The sequence below is a fragment of the Cellulomonas sp. URHB0016 genome, from assembly GCF_054057935.1.
Genome location: NZ_JBSRZU010000001.1, coordinates 2,937,848 through 2,958,437, shown reverse-complemented (window position 1 = coordinate 2,958,437; position 20,590 = coordinate 2,937,848). Strand labels below are relative to the sequence as shown.

At 73.4% G+C, this 20,590-nt stretch carries 19 protein-coding genes; 11 read left to right on the top strand and 8 right to left on the bottom strand.

Annotated elements, in window-relative coordinates:
* Positions 1–4: 4 nt before the first annotated feature.
* A complete protein-coding gene (locus ACVW07_RS13585; RefSeq protein WP_456819765.1) occupies positions 5–976 on the bottom strand; it encodes a FliA/WhiG family RNA polymerase sigma factor in 972 nt (323 codons plus the stop codon).
* A gap of 282 nt (positions 977–1,258) precedes the next feature.
* Here ACVW07_RS13585 and folE point away from each other — a divergent pair, with 282 nt between their 5' ends.
* The gene (folE, locus tag ACVW07_RS13580; protein ID WP_456819764.1) at positions 1,259–1,831 is read left to right on the top strand and encodes a GTP cyclohydrolase I FolE; all 573 of its coding nucleotides are present in this window, start codon (positions 1,259–1,261) and stop codon (positions 1,829–1,831) included.
* Between the two features lie 42 nt (positions 1,832–1,873).
* Here folE and ACVW07_RS13575 read toward each other — a convergent pair whose 3' ends face one another.
* Both ACVW07_RS13575 and ACVW07_RS13570 read right to left on the bottom strand, forming a co-directional pair.
* Positions 1,874–3,685 (bottom strand): hypothetical protein, encoded by a 1,812-nt coding sequence (locus tag ACVW07_RS13575; protein ID WP_456819763.1) that lies wholly within the window; start codon positions 3,683–3,685, stop codon positions 1,874–1,876.
* A gap of 4 nt (positions 3,686–3,689) precedes the next feature.
* Positions 3,690–4,697: an ankyrin repeat domain-containing protein gene (locus tag ACVW07_RS13570; protein WP_456819762.1), complete on the bottom strand. Its 1,008-nt coding sequence runs from the start codon at positions 4,695–4,697 to the stop codon at positions 3,690–3,692.
* Between the two features lie 282 nt (positions 4,698–4,979).
* Between ACVW07_RS13570 and ACVW07_RS13565 the strand changes: the two genes are divergently transcribed.
* From ACVW07_RS13565 to ACVW07_RS13550, 4 genes are all read left to right on the top strand, one after another.
* Complete coding sequence (locus tag ACVW07_RS13565) at positions 4,980–5,393, top strand: hypothetical protein (protein WP_456819761.1); 414 nt, start codon at positions 4,980–4,982, stop codon at positions 5,391–5,393.
* Positions 5,390–6,565 carry a PEP/pyruvate-binding domain-containing protein gene (locus ACVW07_RS13560; RefSeq protein WP_456819760.1) on the top strand — a complete coding sequence of 392 codons (1,176 nt, stop codon included), beginning with the start codon at positions 5,390–5,392 and terminating at the stop codon, positions 6,563–6,565. The genes ACVW07_RS13565 and ACVW07_RS13560 overlap by 4 nt, the downstream gene beginning before the upstream one ends.
* Before the next feature lie 8 nt (positions 6,566–6,573).
* Positions 6,574–7,158 (top strand): hypothetical protein, encoded by a 585-nt coding sequence (locus tag ACVW07_RS13555; RefSeq protein ID WP_456819759.1) that lies wholly within the window; start codon positions 6,574–6,576, stop codon positions 7,156–7,158.
* A gap of 83 nt (positions 7,159–7,241) precedes the next feature.
* Positions 7,242–8,048 (top strand): CAP domain-containing protein, encoded by an 807-nt coding sequence (locus ACVW07_RS13550; RefSeq protein WP_456819758.1) that lies wholly within the window; start codon positions 7,242–7,244, stop codon positions 8,046–8,048.
* Between the two features lie 129 nt (positions 8,049–8,177).
* Here ACVW07_RS13550 and ACVW07_RS13545 read toward each other — a convergent pair whose 3' ends face one another.
* Positions 8,178–9,176, bottom strand: a complete 999-nt coding sequence (locus tag ACVW07_RS13545; protein ID WP_456819757.1) for a serine hydrolase domain-containing protein — start codon at positions 9,174–9,176, stop codon at positions 8,178–8,180.
* Positions 9,177–9,502: 326 nt separating this feature from the next.
* Here ACVW07_RS13545 and ACVW07_RS13540 point away from each other — a divergent pair, with 326 nt between their 5' ends.
* From ACVW07_RS13540 to ACVW07_RS13525, 4 genes are all read left to right on the top strand, one after another.
* On the top strand, positions 9,503–10,507 hold the full coding sequence (locus ACVW07_RS13540) for a glycoside hydrolase family 11 protein (protein WP_456819756.1): 1,005 nt from the start codon (positions 9,503–9,505) through the stop codon (positions 10,505–10,507).
* 158 nt (positions 10,508–10,665) lie between these two features.
* Positions 10,666–11,715, top strand: coding sequence for a polysaccharide deacetylase family protein (locus tag ACVW07_RS13535; protein WP_456819755.1), 1,050 nt, complete (start codon positions 10,666–10,668; stop codon positions 11,713–11,715).
* 317 nt (positions 11,716–12,032) lie between these two features.
* Complete coding sequence (locus ACVW07_RS13530; protein WP_456819754.1) at positions 12,033–12,647, top strand: glycoside hydrolase family 11 protein; 615 nt, start codon at positions 12,033–12,035, stop codon at positions 12,645–12,647.
* 20 nt (positions 12,648–12,667) lie between these two features.
* Positions 12,668–14,071 carry a polysaccharide deacetylase family protein gene (locus ACVW07_RS13525; RefSeq protein ID WP_456819753.1) on the top strand — a complete coding sequence of 468 codons (1,404 nt, stop codon included), beginning with the start codon at positions 12,668–12,670 and terminating at the stop codon, positions 14,069–14,071.
* Positions 14,072–14,289: 218 nt separating this feature from the next.
* On the opposite strand, the gene ACVW07_RS13520 is transcribed toward ACVW07_RS13525, so the two are convergent.
* The 4 genes from ACVW07_RS13520 to ACVW07_RS13505 all read right to left on the bottom strand — a co-directional run bounded on the left by ACVW07_RS13520 (position 14,290) and on the right by ACVW07_RS13505 (position 17,795).
* A complete protein-coding gene (locus ACVW07_RS13520; RefSeq protein ID WP_456819752.1) occupies positions 14,290–14,550 on the bottom strand; it encodes a GlsB/YeaQ/YmgE family stress response membrane protein in 261 nt (86 codons plus the stop codon).
* Between the two features lie 39 nt (positions 14,551–14,589).
* Entirely contained in the window at positions 14,590–15,318 is a 729-nt protein-coding gene (locus ACVW07_RS13515; protein WP_456819751.1) for a YqjF family protein, read from the bottom strand.
* 89 nt (positions 15,319–15,407) lie between these two features.
* A complete protein-coding gene (locus ACVW07_RS13510; RefSeq protein ID WP_456819750.1) occupies positions 15,408–16,394 on the bottom strand; it encodes a DUF389 domain-containing protein in 987 nt (328 codons plus the stop codon).
* A gap of 132 nt (positions 16,395–16,526) precedes the next feature.
* Positions 16,527–17,795: a low temperature requirement protein A gene (locus ACVW07_RS13505; protein ID WP_456819749.1), complete on the bottom strand. Its 1,269-nt coding sequence runs from the start codon at positions 17,793–17,795 to the stop codon at positions 16,527–16,529.
* 82 nt (positions 17,796–17,877) lie between these two features.
* Between ACVW07_RS13505 and ACVW07_RS13500 the strand changes: the two genes are divergently transcribed.
* Positions 17,878–19,245 (top strand): CoA transferase, encoded by a 1,368-nt coding sequence (locus ACVW07_RS13500; protein WP_456819748.1) that lies wholly within the window; start codon positions 17,878–17,880, stop codon positions 19,243–19,245.
* Between the two features lie 92 nt (positions 19,246–19,337).
* Positions 19,338–20,585, top strand: coding sequence for an MFS transporter (locus tag ACVW07_RS13495; RefSeq protein ID WP_456819747.1), 1,248 nt, complete (start codon positions 19,338–19,340; stop codon positions 20,583–20,585).
* The last annotated feature ends 5 nt before the right edge of the window (positions 20,586–20,590 follow it).

The following is a 20,590-nucleotide window of genomic DNA, read 5'->3' as shown; positions in this document are numbered from 1 at the left end:
GCGATCAGGCCCGCTCGGCCTCGATCAGCCGCGTCCGCAGCCGCAGCATGGCGGCGGTGTGCATCTGGGAGATCCGCGACTCGGTGACGCTGAGCACCCGGCCGATCTCGGCCAGGGTCATGCCCTCGTAGTAGTAGAGCACCACGACGATCCGCTCGCGCTCGCCGAGCTGCTCGATCGCACGCGCCAGCAGGTGCGTGGTCTCGGCCGCGTCGAGCGCGCCGCCCGGCTCCACGCAGTGCGGGTCCGCCAGGGTGTCACCCAGAGGCGTGCCGCCGCCGTCGTGGCTGCCGCCGAGCATCTCGTCCAGCGCAGACACGTTGACCGTGGCGAGCTGGGCGAACACCGCCCGCAGCTCGCGGACGGTCAGGTGCAGGTGCGCGGCGGTCTCCTCGTCGGTCGGCGAACGGTGCAGCATGGCCTCGAGCTCGGCGCGTGCGCGGTCCACCGCGCGAGCCTTGGTCCGCACGGAGCGGGGCACCCAGTCCATCGCCCGCAGCTCGTCGATGATCGCGCCACGGATGCGCGCGGAGGCGTACGACTCGAACTTCACGGCGCGGTCGGTGCTGTACTTCTCGATGGCGTCGATGAGGCCGAACATCCCGTAGGAGGCCAGGTCGGCCTGCTCGACGGTGCGCGGCAGCCGCATGCCGACCCGACCGGCCACCTGGGCCACGAGGGGCGCGTAGTGCACGATCAGCCGGTCGCGCGCCTCCTTCGCACCGGTCGTCTTGTACTCCTGCCACAGCAGCGCCGTGGCCTCGTCGAGGCTGTCGGAGCGCTGGGCCGGGACGTCCTCGACCAGGGTGAGGTGCGGCGCGTCGGCCGGAACCGCGAGCTCCGCGGTGACGTCGCCGTCCAGCGCGAGCTCCGCGACGACCGCACCCGGGACCGGGCGCGGCTGCGGGACGACCCCGTCGGGGGCCGGGTCCGCGAACCGCGTGCGCGGCAGGTGCAGCGCGTGGGGAGTGGTCATCGTTGACTCCGTTTCGACCATGAAGCCTGGGGTGAGCGAGCTGGGGACGAGCACGACGGCTCGACGTGGTTGGTGCTACCGCGGCGTGCCGGCCAGCTGGAGGGCCGGCGGCTCGCTTCTGCCTCACGCAGGTCCGACATGTACTGACCTGTCGGGAGGGGGTACACACGAGAATACGCGTATACACGCATTCGACTTGAGGGACCTAAGTCCCTCTCCTTGACACCGGACAGAGCCGTTTCTATCGTGCTGTTCCATGTTCTATAGAGACGAGGCGCCCTCATGACGATCGCTCCGGCCCAGGACGCCGTCGGCCTCGAGGCCGCCGAGCACGCCGCCCGCTCGTTCCTCGAGGCCCTCGGGGTGCCGTGCGACACGTCCGGCACCGAGCGCAGCCCGCGCCGCATGGCCGAGGCGTTCGCCGCGATGCTGACGCCGCGCCCGTTCGAGATGACGACGTTCCCCAACGACGAGGGGTACGACGAGCTCGTCGTCGTCCGCTCGATCCCGGTCCAGTCGCTGTGCGAGCACCACCTGCTGCCGTTCGTCGGCGTCGCGCACGTCGGCTACCTGCCGGGCGACCGGATCCTCGGCCTGTCGAAGTTCGCCCGGGTCGTCGAGATGTTCGCCCGCCGACCTCAGGTCCAGGAGCGGCTCACGCGTCAGGTCGCGGACTGGATCGACATGGAGCTCGAGCCTCGCGGCGTCGGCGTCGTGGTGGAGGCCGAGCACATGTGCATGACCCTGCGCGGCGTCCGCGCGGGCGGGGCCGTCACGACCACGTCCGCCCTGTCCGGGCTCCTGCGGGACTCCCCCGCCACCCGGGCGGAGTTCCTCGCCGCGGTCCGTCCATAGGGACGGGGAGGGACAGGTAGGCGAAGCCGGTCGCCGCGACCGTCACGCGAAGGCGGCGGGACTGCGAGGCGTCAGCATCGCCGCATACGTCCGGTTGGTCGCCATCTCGGTGAGCACCCGCACGTCGCGCGCCGGAGCGCCCGTCATGCTGCCCACCGCGCGGCACACGCACAGCAGCAACAGGTCCTTCATGGCCGCCGAGGTGGTCGCCGCCGCGATCTCCCCCGCTGTCGCCTGGGCGGCCATGAAGGCCCGCGCGGTGGCCTCCGTCGCGAGCTGCACCCGGGCGAGGTCCTTCGCGCGGGACACGAGCCGGACGAGCCCCTCGGACAGGGCCACGTCGGTCTGCGTGACGGGCGCCGTCGACGAGAAGGCCCCCGCGGCACTGAGACCGGGACGGTCGTGCACCGTCAGCGCCTCCACCTTGGACCAGTACGGCATGCAGTCCGCGAAGTGCGTCGCCGTCGCGCCGGAGTACGCGGCCGTCAGGTCGACGGAGGCCCAGTCTCCCCTGCTGAGGTTGAGCCGGACCCAGAGGCTGTGCAGGTTGAGGCCCATGTTCCAGGCGGACCGGGTCACCTCGGACGCGTCGCGGTTCGCCTGCTCGAGCGCGGTCAGCGGGGCCGCGGTGTGGACGACGCCCCCGACGGTGACCGACGTCCCCGCCTCGACGAAGACCGTGCCCGGGTACGCGTGGGCCATGCCCAGCAGTCGCCTGGCCGGAACCTCGTAGTGCGCGGCGTTGTCGAGCTTCACGGCGGGCGCCAAGGTCGTGAAACCGGGCGTCCCCAGGTACCCGTAGTCCTTCACCGTCGACGTGCCGGCGTGCATGGACTCGTGCAGCACCAGAACCGTCGCCGGGTCGTTGGCCGGCGAGTCGATCGTCCCCGGCGACAGGGCCATCCGTGCGCTGTTCGTCAGGCCGCCGAGCCCCACCTGCCCGGAGTACCCGGACCGGTCGGTGACGATCCGCCCGTTCGTCTGGAGCCAGGCCAGCCGGGCGGCACCGGCGCCGTACCGGGCCTGGGCGGTGGCGACGTTCGCCGCACCGAACACGTCGCGCAGGTGCGGGACCGCGGCCGGGGCCATGCAGAGGTTCATCAGCGCCGTGGCGTTCGTGACGAGCGTGGCGATGTTCGCCGTGTCCGCCGTCGAAGGACGGGCACCGATGTTGATCAGCGCCGGGTCGCCGAGCACGAGCGCCGGCCGGAACGCGCGCAACGCCGTGGCGAGCGTGCCCGCCCGGTCCGCCGGCGGCAGGGCGGCGTAGGCCGCGGCGGAGCCTGCTGCCGCGTGCGCGCTCGCCATCACGGTCGCCCGGTCCGCGGGGGTCAGCTCCGACAGCGCACGCTCGTTGAGGCGCTCCAGCCCGGCCACGTGCGCCGCGCGATCCATGGCGCCGGGAGCCGTCAGCGGGTTCGTGCGCGCGGCCGACGGGATCCGCCGCTGCACGGTGGCGGCCGGCCGGGACCGGTGCATCGCACCCGCCACGGCCCGGTTGCCGGCGAGCCGCTGGAGGCGGAGCGCCGTGAGCGCACCCCACGCCACCGGGGGCCGGACCGGACCGGCGCGGCCGTCGATCCTGGTGCCGAGCCCGGCGTCGAGCCGGCCGTCGAGCGGCGCGCCGAGCGGGCCGTCCAGCCCGTCGCCGAGCCCGCCGTCGAGCCGGCCGTCGAGCGGCGCGCCGAGCCCGTCGTCGAGCCGGGCGTCGCGCCCGTCGCCGGGACGCGCGTCGGACGGCCCGTCCGTGCGCGCGTCGGCACGGTCGGCCGGCCGTGGCGCTCGACCGGGCGGTGGCCCGTCGCGCGCGACCGACGCGGCCCCCGCTCCGGGATGCTGGTGGACCGGGCTCATGCGCTCACTCGTCCATGGGCGGATCGCCGATGGCGACCTCCGCCGGACCGGACCCGTCGTCGGCGGGGTCGTCGGCCGGCGCGACCGCCGGGGCGGTCGCCGGCACGGTGGTGAACGGCCGCAGGAGCTCGGCGACGTCGGAGGCCCCGGCGTCGAGTGCGTGCTGGAGCGCGGTCCGGCCCGCGCGGTCGACGAGGTCCGCACCGGCGTCGGGCCGCCGCAGCAGGGCCGCGACGACGTCGGCCCGGCCGTGGCGCGCGGCGTCCATGAGCGCCGTCGCGCCCTGGCCGTCCCGTGCCTGCGCGTCGAGGTCGGGTCGTGCGAGGAGTGCGTCGAGCGCGGCGGTCCGGCCGAGCCGTGCCGCGTGGTGCAGGGCGGTCGCGCCGGTCGAGTCACCGCGCCGGACGTCGGTGCCGTCCTGCGCGAGCAGCCAGTCCACCACGTCCTGCATCCCGGCGACGACGGCCGTGACGAGCGGCGTCCACCCGTTCCACGCGCTCGGAGGGTCCAGGTCCGCACCACGTCGGCGGAGCTCCGCGGCGAGTGCGAGGTTCCCGTTGCCCAGCGCGTGCGCGAGCGGGGTCGAACCGTCCTTCGCGCGCGGGTCGACCGGGACCCGGTCGAGCACCCAGGTCACGACGGCGGTCTCCGCGCCCGCGGACGCGAGCTCGTGGAGCAGGGTCATCCCGTCGGCATCGGGGTGGGTCGGGTCGACTCCGGGGTGCTCGACGAACGCCCGCACGACCTCGAGCGCCGCGCCGCGTGCCCAGCACCACGACCCGTGCTCCGGCAGCGCCCGTCCCGCCGACACCCCGGGGAGCGCCAGCACCGCGTGGAGGAGGTCGACGTCACCGGTCAGCAGGACCGACTCGAGGAGCGTGCGCGGCCCTTCCGGACCGGGGATGACGAGGAGGCCGAGATCGGTACCGGCGCGCGACAGGGCGGCGAGCGCGTCCGGGTCGCGCGCGTCGACGGCGGCGCGCGCCGCGATCACCGCTGCATCGACGGACACCGGCACCACCTCTCCTCGTACGACCGGGGGCAATCCCCTTGCGGCGCACCTCGCCGCGGCGGCCATGCCGTTGCGCCCTGGCTCGCCGCGGCCCGCACGCCGTTGCCGCCTGCACCCGCCGGGCCGGCACGCCGTTGCGCCTTGGCTCGCCGGGGCCGGCACGCCGTTCCGGCCTCGGTCCCAGCCTGTTCCCCGGGCGGTCGCGGGTCCAGGGCCTCCGGGGCACTCGATGGGCCACAACGTGGTGTTGACAACAGGTTGTTGAGGGCTTCTCCTGTCGGCATGACCACGGACGACCATGCGGCTGCTGCGGCGCTCGGGGCGGCCCGTGCCGCCCTGCACCGAGCCGGCGCCTCCGACCTCCCACCACGCCCCTGGCAGGCCCCGGGACAACCCCCGTCGGACACGGAGCTCGTGCGCTTCGCCGCCTGGGCGTCCCGCGACGCCGCCTCGACCGACCCCGACGTCGTCGCGGCGGGGCTGCGGCTCGTGGCGTCCGCCCGTGCCGAGCTCGACCAGGTCGAGATCGCGCTGCTGTTCGCGGGCCGAGCAGGCGGGATGACGTGGCCGCAGGTCGCCTCAGCGCTCGGACTCGGCAGCCCGCAGGCTGCGCAGCAGCGTCTCGACCGCACGCTCAGCCGGCTCGGCGGCCGAGATGAGCGGGACGGCCGCGACCCTGGCGAGCGGGCCCCGTGACCCGCGGCGAGGGCGAGCCGGTCAGCATCACCCTCGCCCAGGGCGAGCCGGCCCGCATCACCCGCGGCCAGCGCGAGCCGGTCCCCCTCACCCGCGGCGAGGGCGAGCCGGTCCCCATTACCGTCGTGCCGCTCGCCGAGGCCGATGCCAGGGCCGGCGCGAAGGCCGCCCACCTCGGCACCCTGCTGCGCGCGGGCTGTCCTGTGCCGCCCGGCGTCGTCGTGCTGGACCCACTCGGCGACGACGCCTGGGAGCGCACCATCGGCGGCGCGCTGAGCAGGCTCGGGACCGGACCGTTCGCGGTGCGCTCGTCGGCCCACGGTGAGGACGGTGCGCGCGCGTCGTTCGCCGGCCAGCTGACCACGGCGCTCGGCGTCGACGCGTCCGACGTCGTGCAGGCCGTGCGCCGCAGCGCTGCCTCCGGCGGGTCGGAGCGGGTGGCGGCCTACGCGGCGCGGACCGGCCGGCCGGTGCCGTCCGTCGGCGCGGTGCTCGTGCAGGTGATGGTCCGGCCGGACTGCGCGGGCGTCATGTTCACCCGGAACCCGACGACCGGTGCGGACGAGGTCGTCGTCGAGGCGGTGCGCGGGCTCGGCGACGGCCTCGCCGACGGGACCGTCACTCCCGAGTCGTCCGTGGTGGCCGGCGGGCACCTGCGGTCGGCCGGGACGGTGCTGACGGCGGTGCAGGTCCGCGAGCTCGCAGCCGTGGGGCGCAGGATCGAGACCATGCTCGGCGGCCCGCAGGACGTGGAGTGGGCGATCTCGGGCAAGGTGACCTGGATCCTGCAGTCCCGACCGGTCACCACCGGTCGTCCGTCGGTCCTCGGCGACGCGCCGACAGGAGCCCCGCTCGCCACCGGCGTCGCCGCGGGGCCCGGCACCGCCGTCGGGGCGGCGCGCGTCGTCACGGGTCTCGACGACGCCGCGTCCTTCCGCCCGGGTGAGGTCCTGGTGTGCCGCACCACCTCACCGGCCTGGACCCCGCTGCTCGCCCGGGCCGCCGCCGTCGTCACCGAGACCGGCGCGATGCTCTGCCACGCCGCCATCGTCGCGCGCGAGTTCGGCATCCCCGCCGTCGTCGCCGCGAAGGGCGCGACGACCGTCCTCCGTGGCCGGGTGGTGGCCGTGGACGGGGCCCGCGGTGTCGTGACGGCCGCCGACCATCAGTGAGAGGTCCGATGCCCGACGACATCCTCGTCCTGCACGCGCTCCGCGTGCTCGGCCACGGCACCACGGCACAGGTCGCCGCCCGGTTCGGGCTCCCGCCCGGACCGACCGCGGAACACCTCCTCGACGCGCAGGCGTGCGGGTGGGTCGGCGAGATCCCCGCCGTCCTCGGGGGCGGCTGGTCACTGACGGAGGCGGGCAAGGCGCGCGGCGAGCATCTCCTCGCCGTCGAGCTGGACGGCGTGGGCGGACGGGCGGCGCTGGCCCAGGTCTACGACGACTTCCTCCCGCACAACGTCACGGTGACCCAGGCCTGCACGTCATGGCAGCTCGCCGGGCTGGGCCTCGGACCCGCCGTCCGGCTCGACGAGGTCCTCGCCCGGCTCACCGTCGGGGCCGACGCGCTCCTGAGCCTGGAACGGCGTCTCGTGGCGATCCACGACAGGTTCGGCGGCTACCACCGGCGGTTCGCCGACGCGGTCGCGGCGGCGCGGACGGACAGCGCCTGGGTCACGGCGACCGGCCGGGACTCGTGCCACCAGGTCTGGTTCGAGCTCCACGAGGACCTGATCGCGTCCCTGGGACTGACCCGCTGACCACGAACGGGGATCGGTACCTGCTTCCACCGGACCTGGACAGGTGTTCCGTTCGACGATAACGATCCGATAACGTCGCGGGCATGCCTTCGCCGTCAGCACCACGCCGCCGGGATCTTCGGCGGTGGGAGCGGAGGCGACGCACGAAGGTCCGCCCCCGCCGTGTCCTCGTCGGGACCGTGCTGGTGTCGGCGCTGCTCGGTACGGCACCGGTGTGGGGACCGTTCGCGGCGTCGGACCTGCCGTCCACCAGGTCGGACGCAGTGAGCGTCGGCGCCGTGGTGGACCGGGCCACCGACGCGGTCAGCCGCGGCTTCAGCCGGGACACGGACGACGACGCAGGTCCCGACCCGGCCCCTGCGGGTCCGGCGACGACCTCCGCCGAGGCGACACCGTCGAGGTCGCCGTCGACCTCGGACGACGCAGGAACCGCACGCCCGGTCGCACCGGTCACGGAGCAGACGGAGACGGCGCCGGCTCCCGCCGCCCCGGCCCCCGCACCGGCCGCACCCGTCGTCGACGCCTCCCCGACGGTGGTGCTCGCCCAGGAGATCGTCGTGGCGACCAACGCCGAGCGTCGCAAGGCCGGCCTGAGCGAGCTGGTCGTGAACGAGTGCGCGACGGCGATGGCGGTGCTGCGCACGGACCGCCTGGTGGCGGAGGGCCGGTTCGAGCACGACCCGCTCGGCGAGATCGTCGACGCGTGCGGCATCGGCACGATCGGCGAGAACCTCGCCCTCGGCTACCCGACGGCAGCCGCCGTGCTCGCCGGGTGGATGGGGTCGGAGGGGCACCGGGCGAACATCCTGCGCCCCGGCTACGAGCAGATCGGCGTCGGTTGCACGTCCGGGCCGAAGGGCATGCTCTGCGGGCAGGTCTTCCTCGGCTGACCGGATCCCGGGCGAGCGACGGAAGTGAGCCGCTCACGCGGGCCGCAGCGACGGGAGTGAGCCGCTCGCGCCGGCCGCGGCGGCTGGCGCATGCTGAGCCGCGGTCTGGCGCGCCGGCGCGAGGCGGGGTCAGCCGGAGAGGGCCGTCGAGACCGCCCGGGCCACCGGCCAGGTGCCGTCCGACGTGTTGCTGACCACCGTCCAGGTCGTGCCCGTCGTGCGGTGGTGCGAGCTGCGGAACGAGACCCCGGCGTCGGCGCCCTCGAGCTGGACGCGGTCGTCGTCGGCGGCGTCCACCCAGAAGCCGAGCCCGTAGGAGGACGTCCTGCCCGGGCTGCGCGGCGCGACCATCGTGGCGACGGTCGCGGCGGGCACGATGCGACCGGCGTCCAGTGCGGTCCAGAACCGGTGCACGTCCTCGACCGTGGTGGAGGCGCCGCCGTCGCCGGTCGCGAGCACCGGCAGGTGGAGCACGTTGCTCCGTTCCACGCCGTCCACCTCGACATACCCGATCGCCGCGTCACCGGGCAGGTCGTCGCCCCGCAGGAAGTCGGTGCGGGTCATGCCGGCCGGGGCGAGCACCCGCTGCCGGACGAGGTCGTGGTACGACGCACCGGCCGCCCGCTCGGCGAGAAGGGCGAGGACCACGTACCCGCCGTTGCAGTAGGAGAACTGCTCGCCGGCTGGGAACCGGGTCGCGTGCCCGTCGAGCATGGGCAGGAACGCCTCGGTGGTCGCCAGCCGGTGCACGGGAAGGGTCATCAGGTACTCCCCCGAGCCGGCGTCGTCGTCGAGGTAGTCGCCGATGCCGGACCGGTGCGCGAGCAGGTGCTCGACGGTGACGTCGCCGGAGATCAGCGGCAGGTCCGTGCCGAGGAGGGACCGCGCGGTCGTCGACAGGCTGAGCATGCCCTCCTCGACGAGGGACATCACGGCCAGCGCGGTGAACGTCTTGGACCCGCTGGCCATACCGAGCCGGGTGTCGGGGGTCATCGCGATGCCGTGCGCCCGGTCGGCGAGGCCGAACGCCCGGACCAGGGGAGGTTCGCCCGGAACGTCGACGCGGACGACCCCCGAGAAGTCCGTCTCCGCGGCGGTGCGGGCCAGCTCGTCGTCGAGGGTCGGCATGCGTCGGACCCTAGTCCTGCCCCGGGCGCCTGATGCGGTCCGGCCCGGTGCAGGCCACGAAAACGGGCGATCACCCCTTCGGCGCAGAGCGATACTTGCGATACCGCGTCTGCCACGTTGTAAATGCCGCCTTAATCGATTCAGCACTCGATGTGATGGATGCGCCTGTCTTGCTGCAGGTCACAGGCCCCACCACACTCGGCCAAGTGCCTCCGCAGGTACCTGAACGGGCCAACGCGGATCACGCAGGGAAGGCCGACCGCTCCCTTCGAGGAGCGACAGCCCGACACTTTCGACGCCGATGTCGCAAGAAGGAGCCCATCTTCATGACCCCCAGCTCAATCCTGACCAGGGGCGCACAGACGCGCCGCCGGTCGCTGCGCGCCCTCGTGAGCGTCGCCGCCGCGGGCGCGATCGCCGCGACGGCCCTCGTCGCCGCGAACCCCGCCGCCGCCGTGTCGTCCAACGAGACCGGCACCAACAACGGGTACTGGTACTCGTTCTGGACCGACAGCCCCGGCACGGTCTCGATGACCCAGGGCTCGGGCGGCAACTACTCCACCCAGTGGTCCAACACCGGCAACTTCGTCGCCGGCAAGGGCTGGTCCACCGGGTCGCGCCGGGCCGTGAACTGGTCCGGCTCGTTCAACCCCTCCGGGAACGCCTACCTGTCGCTCTACGGGTGGACCAAGAACCCGCTCGTCGAGTACTACATCGTCGACAACTGGGGCACCTACCGGCCGACCGGCACGTTCATGGGCACCGTCAACAGCGACGGCGGCACCTACGACATCTACCGGACGCAGCGCGTCAACCAGCCCTCCATCGAGGGCAACAGCTCGACGTTCTACCAGTACTGGTCCGTTCGGCAGTCCAAGAAGACCGGCAGCGGCACCATCACCGCCGGCAACCACTTCGACGCCTGGGCCTCCAAGGGCATGAACCTCGGCACGCAGAACTACCAGATCCTCGCGACCGAGGGCTACCAGTCCTCGGGCAACTCCAACATCACCGTCAGCGAGGGCTCGAGCAGCGGCGGCGGCAGCACCGGCGGCGGTGGCACCAGCACCGGCTGCACCGTGAGCGTCACCAAGGGCAGCGACTACAACGACCGGTTCAACGTGAACTTCGCGGTCTCCGGCAGCACCGGCTGGGTCGTCACCGTCAAGCTCAACGGCTCGCAGTCCGTGCAGAGCAGCTGGAACGCCACCGTCTCCAGCAACGGCAGCACCGTCACCGCCAAGCCCAACGGCAACGGCAACAACTTCGGCATCACCGTCTACAAGAACGGCAGCACCACGCTTCCGACGGCCACCTGCGCCAAGGCCTGACCCGACGAGCGGGTGGGGTGCCCGGCATCCACCGGGACCCCACCCGCTCGACGCGCCTCCGGATCGCGGAGGCGTAGCTCGGCGTCGCAGCGGCTCTGTCCGTGAGGCGACGCCGTCCACGACCGCGACACCGATGTCGCCCGAAGGGAATCCCACCTATGTCCGTCACCTCCATCCCGAGCCGCGGCCTGCATGCACGCCGCCGGTCGTTCCGCGCCCTTGCCGGCGTGGCGACCGCCGCCGTCATGGCCACCGGCGCACTCGCCGCCGCGGCAGGCCCCGCCTCCGCCGCCACCTGGTCGGGCAGCTGCTCCGCCGGGTACGTCGGCCTGACGTTCGACGACGGCCCCACCCCGGCCACGACGAACACGCTCATCAGCACCCTGACGTCCGCGGGCGCGACCGCGACCGTGTTCCCGACCGGCTCGAACGCGACGAACAACGCGTCGCTCATGCAGGCCTACAAGAACGCGGGCCTGCAGATCGCCAACCACAGCTGGGACCACCCGCACCTGACCACGCTGAGCCAGAGCGACATCCAGTCGCAGCTGTCGCGGACCCAGACGGCCATCAAGAACACGGCCGGCGTCACGCCCACCCTCTTCCGCCCGCCGTACGGCGAGTCCAACGCGACCCTCAAGTCGGTCGAGGCCTCGCTCGGCCTCCGCGAGATCATCTGGGACGTCGACTCGAACGACTGGAACAACGCGTCTGCTGCCGCGATCCGCTCGGCGGCCGCTCGGCTGACCAACGGCCAGATCATCCTCATGCACGACTGGCCGGCTGCGACCCAGCAGGCGCTGCCGAGCATCCTGAGCGACCTCAAGTCGCGCAACCTGTGCCCCGGCCAGATCTCGTCCAGCACGGGCCGGGCGGTCGCACCGTCCGGCACGAGCACCGGTGGCGGCAGCACGGGTGGCGGCAGCACCGGCGGCGGCAGCACGGGTAGCTGCACCGTGTCCGTGACCAAGGCCGACGACTGGACCGACCGCTTCAACGTGAACTTCGCGGTCAGCGGCAGCAGCACCTGGGTCGTCACGATCAAGCTGAGCGGCAGCCAGTCCGTGCAGAGCAGCTGGAACGCCTCCGTCTCCAGCAGCGGCTCGACGGTCACGGCGAAGCCGAACGGGGCCGGGAACAACTTCGGCCTCACGCTCTACAAGAACGGCACCAGCACGGTCCCGACCGCGACCTGCGCGAAGGCCTGACCTGACCCACGGGTGGCGGTGCCGGCAGCGCGCCGGCACCGCCACCCGTCGTGTTGTCGAACCGGTACGACCGAAGACCGGCAACACTTTCGGCAACTATCGGCCGAACGATCCGCATGACCGGGCCGAAAACTTAATCGGTTCGACGTGGCATTCAGGTATTCACGAACTCTCGGACTCCACTGCACACTCGGCTCGATAACGATTTCGACGCCGCGGGTCGGCCCGCGACGTCGATGGTCGGCCGCCCACCCGCACCCGGGCGCCCATCCAGCATCGCCACCGTCGGTCAAGCAGCTGGCACAAAGGAGTGCATGATGTCCGATAGTTTCGCCCTCGCCCGACGCGCCCCCCGGCGTCGACGGTCCTTCCGAGCGCTGGTCGGCTTCGCCGCTGCCAGCATCACGGTGATCGGCGCCCTCGTCGCGGCGAACCCGGCCGCCGCCGTCTCGTCCAACGGGACCGGCACCAACAACGGCTACTGGTACTCGTTCTGGACCGACAGCCCCGGCACCGTGTCCATGGACATGGGCTCGGGCGGCCAGTACTCCACCCAGTGGTCCAACACCGGCAACTTCGTCGCCGGCAAGGGCTGGTCCACCGGCGGCCGCAAGACGGTGAACTGGTCCGGCTCGTTCAACCCCTCCGGGAACGCCTACCTCTCCCTGTACGGCTGGACGCAGAACCCGCTCGTCGAGTACTACATCGTCGACAACTGGGGCACCTACCGGCCGACCGGCACGTTCATGGGCACCGTCAACAGCGACGGCGGCACCTACGACATCTACCGGACGCAGCGCGTCAACCAGCCCTCCATCGAGGGCAACAGCTCGACGTTCTACCAGTACTGGTCGGTGCGTCAGTCCAAGAAGTCCGGCAGCGGCACCATCACCACGGGCAACCACTTCGACGCCTGGGCCTCCAAGGGCTGAACCTCGGCAACCACAACTACATGATCATGGCGACCGAGGGCTACCAATCCTCCGGCAACTCCAACATCACCGTCAGCGAAGGCACCAGCAGCGGTGGCGGCGGGAGCACCGGCGGCGGCGGCTCGACCGGTGGCGGCGGGAGCACCGGCGGCGGGACCAGCACCGGCTGCACCGTGAGCGTCACCAAGGCCGACGAATGGTCCGACCGGTTCAACGTGAACTACACGGTCAGCGGCGCCACGAGCTGGACGGTCAACACCACGTTCAACGGTGGCCAGACGCTCCAGAGCAGCTGGAACGCCAACGTCACGGGTAGCGGAAGCACGCGGACCATCACACCGAACGGCTCCGGGAACAGCTTCGGCCTGACCCTCTACAAGAACGGCAGCACGGCGCTGCCGACCGCCACCTGCACGGCGGCGGGCACCGGAGGTGGCGGCAGCACCGGCGGCGGCGGCTCGACGGGCGGCGGCGGCTCGACCGGAGGCGGGACGACCGGCGGCTGGACGGGCTCCTGCTCGGCCGGGTACGTGGGTCTGACGTTCGACGACGGCCCGACGGTCGGCAACACCGCCAACCTGACGAACATCCTCAAGAACGCCGGCGCCACCGCGACCGCGTTCCCCGAGGGCCAGTACGTCCAGGCGCACCCGGACCTGCTCAAGCTCTACCAGTCCGCGGGGCTCGCCATCGGGAACCACACCTGGGACCACCCGCACATGACGAACCTGAGCCAGTCGGACATGACCTCCCAGATCTCCCGGACGCAGTCGATCATCCAGCAGACCGTCGGCACGGCACCTCGCCTGTTCCGGCCGCCCTACGGCGAGACCAACTCGACCCTCAAGTCGGTCGAGAGCTCGCAGGGCCTGCGGGAGATCATCTGGGACGTCGACTCCAGCGACTGGAACAACGCCAGCGCCGACGCCATCCGTCAGGCCGCAGCACGCCTGACCAACGGCCAGATCATCCTCATGCACGACTGGCCGGCCAACACGATCTCGGCGCTGCCGAACATCCTGAACGACCTCAAGTCGCGCAACCTGTGCCCCGGCTCCATCTCGCCGGACACGGGCCGGGCGGTCGCCCCGTCCGGTAGCACCGGCGGCGGCGGGAGCACCGGCGGCGGCGGGAGCACCGGCGGTGGCGGGAGCACGGGCGGCAGCTGCACCGTCAGCGTCACGAAGGCGGAGGACTGGAGCGACCGGTTCAACGTCACCTTCGCGGTCAGCGGCAGCAGCTCGTGGGTCGTCACGGTCCAGCTGAACGGCAGCCAGTCCGTGCAGAGCAGCTGGAACGCGTCGGTCAGCAGCAGCGGCTCGACGGTGACGGCCCGGCCGAACGGTGCCGGGAACAACTTCGGCATCACGCTGTACAAGAACGGCAACAGCAACACGCCGACCGCGACCTGCGCGAACGGCTGATCGACCGGGGTGGGGTGCGGGCGGCAGCCGGCACCCCACCCCGGGAAACACATCGAGGTCCCCCGGGCGGCGCCCGGGGGACCTCGGTGCATGTGTGGAGCGGGCCGCGCACCTGCGGCGGCCCGTCCGGCGGCGGTGGTCGTCAGCCGGCGGCAGCCGGTCGACCGTCAGCCGGCGGCAGCCGTCAGGCGGTAGCCCTCGTCGGCCGGCCGCGCTCGTCAGGCGGCGGAGCGGGTGCGCGACCAGCGCCAGATCGCGGTGATGACCACCGCACCGACGATGGAGCCGATGATGCCGCTGGGTCGCAGCTCCAGCCCGTCCCCCGCCAGCAGGCTGGCGAGCAGGCCACCGACGAACGAGCCGACGAGACCGGCGACGATCGCCATGGTCCAGTCGACCCGGCCGGATCGCCTCCCGAGGACGAGCTGCGCTGCGGCACCGACGAGCATCCCGAACAGGATCAGGCCAAGGATCAGCATGGGCCGAGCGTAGAGCAGCAGGTCACGCCGCGCCCAGGGTCAGTGGACGGCCGTGTGCGGCATCGCGAAGCGTGCGTGGACGCCCGGCGAGTAGAGCACCGAGTCCGGCGGTCGGGACGTGACGCCCGGCAGGCCGCCGGCGGCGACGAGCTCGTCGTCCAGCGTCACGAGCTCGGCGCGGCGCAGCGGCCACGGCTGGTGCTCGACGGGCACGTACCGGGTGCGGCCGAGGATGCTCGTGTGCGCGCCCCATCGAGCGGTGAGGAAGTCGGCGAGCGGGTCACCGACGACCGGTTCGCGCGTGGGCCGCACCACGATGCGGGTGGAGGGATGGGTGCCGGTGAGCCTGGTCGACCGGTAGTCGATCGCGTCACCGGTCCGGCGGACGGACATCCGCGCCCACTCGTACGGCACGTTCGTCGCGGCGCGTGCGCCGAGCACGGTGAGGAGCCGCGTCGCCTCGAGGGAGCGGAACACGACCCCGCGGCGTCCGTCGTCGTCGACCGAGTACAAGCGCACGTTGATCTCGGGGAACGTGCCGATGTACGGCAGCGGCGGCCCGGGGAGGATCGCGAACCGCTCGACGCGGAAGGCGATGAGGCCCACCCACGACGTCCCGTCGTACAGGTCCGGGTGGGTGCCTGCCGGGAGCAGCGGCACGACGAGCGACGGGTCCACCCGCCAGTGCAGGAAGCTGAGCCGGACCCAGTCCTGCGTCAGGACCACACGACCGTCGAGCGGGGGCGCCGTCGGGCTGAGGGGATCCATACCGCCACCGTAGGTCCGGGCATCCCAGGCTGCTGCCGCGACCACGTCACACCCGGCACGGCGTCGGCCCCAGCCCGTCGGCGGTGCTGTCATGCGCGGGCGCGTGACGACCCGGCTCCCGGTGGCGGAGCACCGGCGCGCTGGAGCTTCAGCCGCCTCGCGACGCGGTGCCACACCACCTGCTGGACGAGCAGCGTCGCCCAGCCGGCCACCGCCATACCGACGATGTTGACCAGCAGCTGCAGCGCGCTGCCGCGGGCCTCGGACCACGCGCCGAACGTCAGGCTCAGCGCGAGGCTGCCCGCGGCCGGCACGGTCGTCACGGAGATGAACACGCCGGACAGGCCACCGAGCCGGGCGGATGTCAGGGACAGCACCCCCGCCGCACCCGCGATGACCGCGACGACGATCGACCACCGGTCGGGCGAGAAGACGAACGACGTGTCGGGACGCGGCCGCGCGAAGTCCTCGACCGTGACCCAGCCGACCGCCTCCCCGACGAGCGCCCACCCGGCGGTCACCACGATGGCCAGCGCGAAGCCGAGGAACAAGGTCACCACCGCCCGGCGCAGCAGCATCGGCCGGCGTCGCACCAGCCCCACGCCGAGGGCCACCACCGCACCGAACTCCGGGCCGAGGACCATCGCGCCGATCACGAGCACCTGCGAGTCCAGCAGCAGCGCGATGGCGGCGATCATCGTCGCGAGGCACATGAAGCTCGCGTAGGTCCAGTTGAGCTCCGAGTCCTCGTAGGCCTGCTGCGTGACCTCCGCCCACACCACCGAGTCGGCGCTGCTGCCCGGGGCCGCCCGCTCGGCGTCGAACCCGCGCTGCGACACCCACGTCTCGACCTCGTCGACGCGCAGGGTGCCCTCGCGGTGCACCCCCAGGCCGACGAGGCGCTCCACGACGCCGTCGGTCGCCTCACGCGCCACGTCGGCGATCACGACGTCGCCGACCGGCAGCACCGACGCGTCGCGCAGCACGGTCAGGCTGCTCACCGCCCGGTCGTCGGACAGTGCGTCGACGACCTGCGCGCTCAGGTCGTGCGGGACGGAGAGCGTCAGTCGTAGCACAGAGGCATTGTGGACCCCCCGCCGGCACGATCTCGGTGGTCGGGCGGGTGAGGGCCGCACGGGTCGCGGTGCGAGGGCGCGTGCCGGTGGTGGTGTGAGGGCGACGCGGGTGTGTGGCCGGGTGCCTGTGCGTCAGGCCGGCCGGGGCGCCGGCTCACCCGTCCGGCGGCGCGGGCCGAGCCGGCCTGACGGACGCGGCCCCGTCAGCAGCACGACGGCGACCATGCCACCGGCGAGCAGCCACACCACCGCCTCCGCAGCGGCCTCAGGCAGGACGAGCACGAGGGCCGACGAGACGAGCACGGGCGCCCCGATGCGCACGGCGCGGTCGAGCGCCGCCCGCCGGTCGGGACCGGACGCGCGCAGACCCACGGCCAGGTGGATCCCCACCGACTGCAACCCGTACAGCAGGTACGCCGCGACGGCGAGCACCCGGTCGTGGTCGCTCACCGGCGCGGCAGGGTCGGCGACGAGCCCGCCGAGCACCGCCGCCACGGTCGCGAGGGCCAGGGTCGCGCACAGGTGGGCCGCCCAAGCCAGGCGCGGGGTGATGCCGCCCTGCGGAAGCATCGCGACGCCGGCGTACCCGCGGCGTACGGCGACGGCCCACAGGGCGAACACCAGCGCGAACGCACCGGCGCCGGTGACCGCGAGCTGCCGGTCCCAGGTGGCCTCGCTCGCGGCGTCGATCACCTGCACCAGCCCTTCGCCGAGCACGATGAGGACGAACAGCCCGAGCCGCTCGCCCAGGTGCGGGGCGTCGGCGTCCATCGCGACGACCGTCGTGGGGAGCTCGCGGCCCTGGCGCCGGTCGTCGCGGCCGCCCTGACGGCCGCGGCCGCGCCCGCGGCCGTCGGCGACCCTCGCGAGCACCCGGTCGAGCCGCGACTGGCTGTCGGCCAGGAGCCGCTCACGGGTCGTCGTGAGCAGGATCAGCAGGTCCAGCGCGAGCCCGACAGCCCACAGGACGTACCGGGCCGTGCCGTCGACCCACCAGGAGGCGACCCACGGCAGCACCCCGACCGCGGCCTGCACGACCGGGAGGTCGACGACGACGGTGGCCTGCCGCCAGGGCCGCGCCGCGATCACCCGGCCGACCACGTAGGCGATCGCGAACGCGCGGGCGTGCTCCTCGCGGATCTCGGGCACGGCGGCCGTCATCACGCCGAGCACGACCATCCCGGCGAGCATCTGCGGCGTGTGCGTCTCCTCGCCCGCGATGTTGCCGTAGGTGGTGAAGCACGCCCACACGATCCAGAACGCGGTGAACGCGACCACGTACACGGCGAGGGCGCCGCCGGTCTCGTCCTCCTCCAGCAGGTGCGCGAGCATCCCGATGCCCGCCACGGCCACGAGGTCGAAGAACAGCTCGAGCCAGGACGCGTGCCGTTCCTCTGCCATGCCAGGCATCGTGCCGAAGGCGGGTGCCGCTCGTCGAGGCCGCCCCGGACGGTGCCGACGTGCGGCAGGACGTGCGGCACCGGTGTCCGACGTGCCAGGCTGGACGGCGGTGCGCGCGGCCGTCCCCGCGCGGCCGGGAGCGGAGGTCGACGTGGTCCTCGTGCCGGCCTGGGAGGCGCTCGGGGGCGATCCCGACCTCACCTCGCTGGTGCGCGTCATGGGCGACACCGGCCTGGACTCGGTCCTGGGCGTGGGCGACCTGGCCCTCGGAGCCGTCGCGGCGCAGCGGCTCGCCGCCGAGGAGCTCGGCACCGGGTCGGCCCCGACGGCGCCCGTGGCGCTGGACGCCCGGCACATCGGGATCGCGTTCCGCAGCGAGCGGTTCCTGCGGCTCGACGGCCACCCGGCGGGTGGGCGCTTCGCGCCGCTGTCCCGCTTCGCGGCGACGGCGGACGGCTGGGTGCGGCTGCACGCGAACTACCCGCACCACGTGCGGGCGCTGCACGACGCGCTCGGACCCGATCCGCTCGACGCGGCCGCGACCATGCCCGCCGCCGCCGTGGAGGACGCGGTCGTCGCGGCAGGCGGGGTGGCCGCACGCGTCCGGACCGAGGAGGACTGGTCGGCGTCGGACGCGGGCCGGGCCGTGCAGGACCTGCCGCTGCTGACGCTCGCCCGCGTGGGCGACGCACGGCCGACGGTCCCCCGGCTCGACGGCCTGCGCGTCCTGGACCTGACCCGCGTCATCGCCGGGCCGGTCGGCACCCGGACCCTCGCGTCGTACGGCGCGGACGTGCTGCGGCTCGACAGCCCTCGCCTGCCGGAGGACCCCGCGACCCTGCTCGACGTCGGTCCCGGCAAGCGGCACGCGCACCTGGACCTCGCGACGAGCGACGGACGCGAACGGTTCGAGGACCTGCTCGACGGCGCCGACGTGCTCGTGCAGGGCTACCGCCCGGGCGCGCTCGCCCGGTTCGGCCTCTCGTCGGCGGAGCTCGCCGAGCGGCGGCCCGGGCTCGTCGTCGTGAGCCTGTCCGCGTGGGGCACGGCCGGTCCGTGGGCGGGGCGCCGCGGGTTCGACTCGATCGTGCAGGCCGCCACGGGGATCGCACACGCCACCCGGGGGCAGGACGGCTCGCCCGGCGTGCTGCCCGCGCAGGCGCTCGACCACGCCGCGGGCCACCTCGTCGCGGCCGCGGTGATGCGGGCCGTGACGGAGGCCGGTCGCGGCGGCACGTGGCACGCCGACGTCTCGCTGGCGCAGCTCGCGACCTGGCTCCTCGCCGCGCCACGGTCGCCGCAGCCGGCCACCGCACCGCACCCCGACCCCGACCCGTACCTCGTCGACCTCGACTCCCCGTGCGGCACCGTCACGCTGGTCGCACCGCCGGGCTCCCCCATGTGGCGGCACGGGCCGGTGCCGAGCGGGTACGACGAGTCGGCGTGGTGAGCACCGGGCCCGTCGGTGCGGCGCGACCGGGGGTGCCGCGCGAGCGGTCCGACGTGACCGCGCACCGTACCGACGTGTGACGTCTGCGCCTCGTGAGCCGGATCCTCGACACCGTGGTGCCGCCCCGGCTCGGCCGTGGGTTCCGCTGGCTGCTCGCGTCGTCGTGGACGTCGAACCTCGGCGACGGCATCGTGCTGGCGGCGGGTCCGCTGCTGGTGGCCTCGCGGACGCAGGACGAGTTCCTCGTCGCGCTCGCGGCGCTGCTGCAGTGGCTGCCGCCGCTCCTGTTCGGCCTGTGGGCGGGGGCCCTGACCGACCGGCTCGACCGGCGTCGGCTCGTCATCACCGTCGACCTGGTGCGGGCGCTCGTGCTCGTGCTGCTCTCGGTCGCGGTGTTCACGGACGTCGCGTCGATCGCGCTCGTCCTGCTGGCGATGTTCCTGCTCGGCACCGCCGAGACGTTCGCCGACAACGCGTCCAGCACGCTCGTCCCGATGCTCGTGGTGCGCGACGACCTCGCCCTCGCCAACTCCCGCGTCCAGGCCGGGTTCGTCACCGTCAACCAGCTCGTCGGGCCACCGATCGGCGCGCTGCTGTTCGCGGCCGGCCAGGCGAGCCCGTTCGCCGCCGAGGCCGTGCTCGTCGCGCTCGGCGCCGTGCTCGTGTCCCGCGTCGAGCTGCCGCCGCACCGCGTCGAGCCCGCGCACCGCAGCCACCTCCGCGCCGACATCGCCGAGGGCGTCCGCTGGACGTTCCGCCACCCGGCCGTCCGCACGCTCGTCCTGACGATCTTCATCTTCAACGTGACCTGGGGCGCGGCCTGGTCGGTGCTGGTGCTCTACGCGCACCGCCGGCTCGGGCTCGGCGCCGTGGGGTTCGGGCTGATCACCACGGTCGGCGCGCTCGGCGGCCTGGTCGGGACCGCCTCGTACGGGTGGATCACGCAGCGGGTCAGCCTCGCGAACCTCATGCGGACCGGCCTCGTCGTCGAGACGCTCACGCACCTGGCGCTCGCGCTCACCACGACCCCCGCCGTCGCGTTCGGCATCTTCTTCGTGTTCGGCATGCACGCGTTCGTGTGGGGCACCACGTCGGTGACCGTGCGGCAGCGGGCCGTGCCCACGGCCCTGCAGGGACGGGTCGGGTCCGTCAACCTCGTCGGCGTGTTCGGCGGGCTCGTGATCGGGTCCGCGATCGGTGGGGTGCTCGCGCAGAACCGCGGGGTCACCGCACCGTTCTGGTTCGCGTTCGTCGGGTCGGCGCTGTTCGTCGTGCTGATCTGGCACCAGCTCCGGCACGTCGCACACACGGACGCCCAGGACGCGCCCGAGCCGGTGTGACGGTG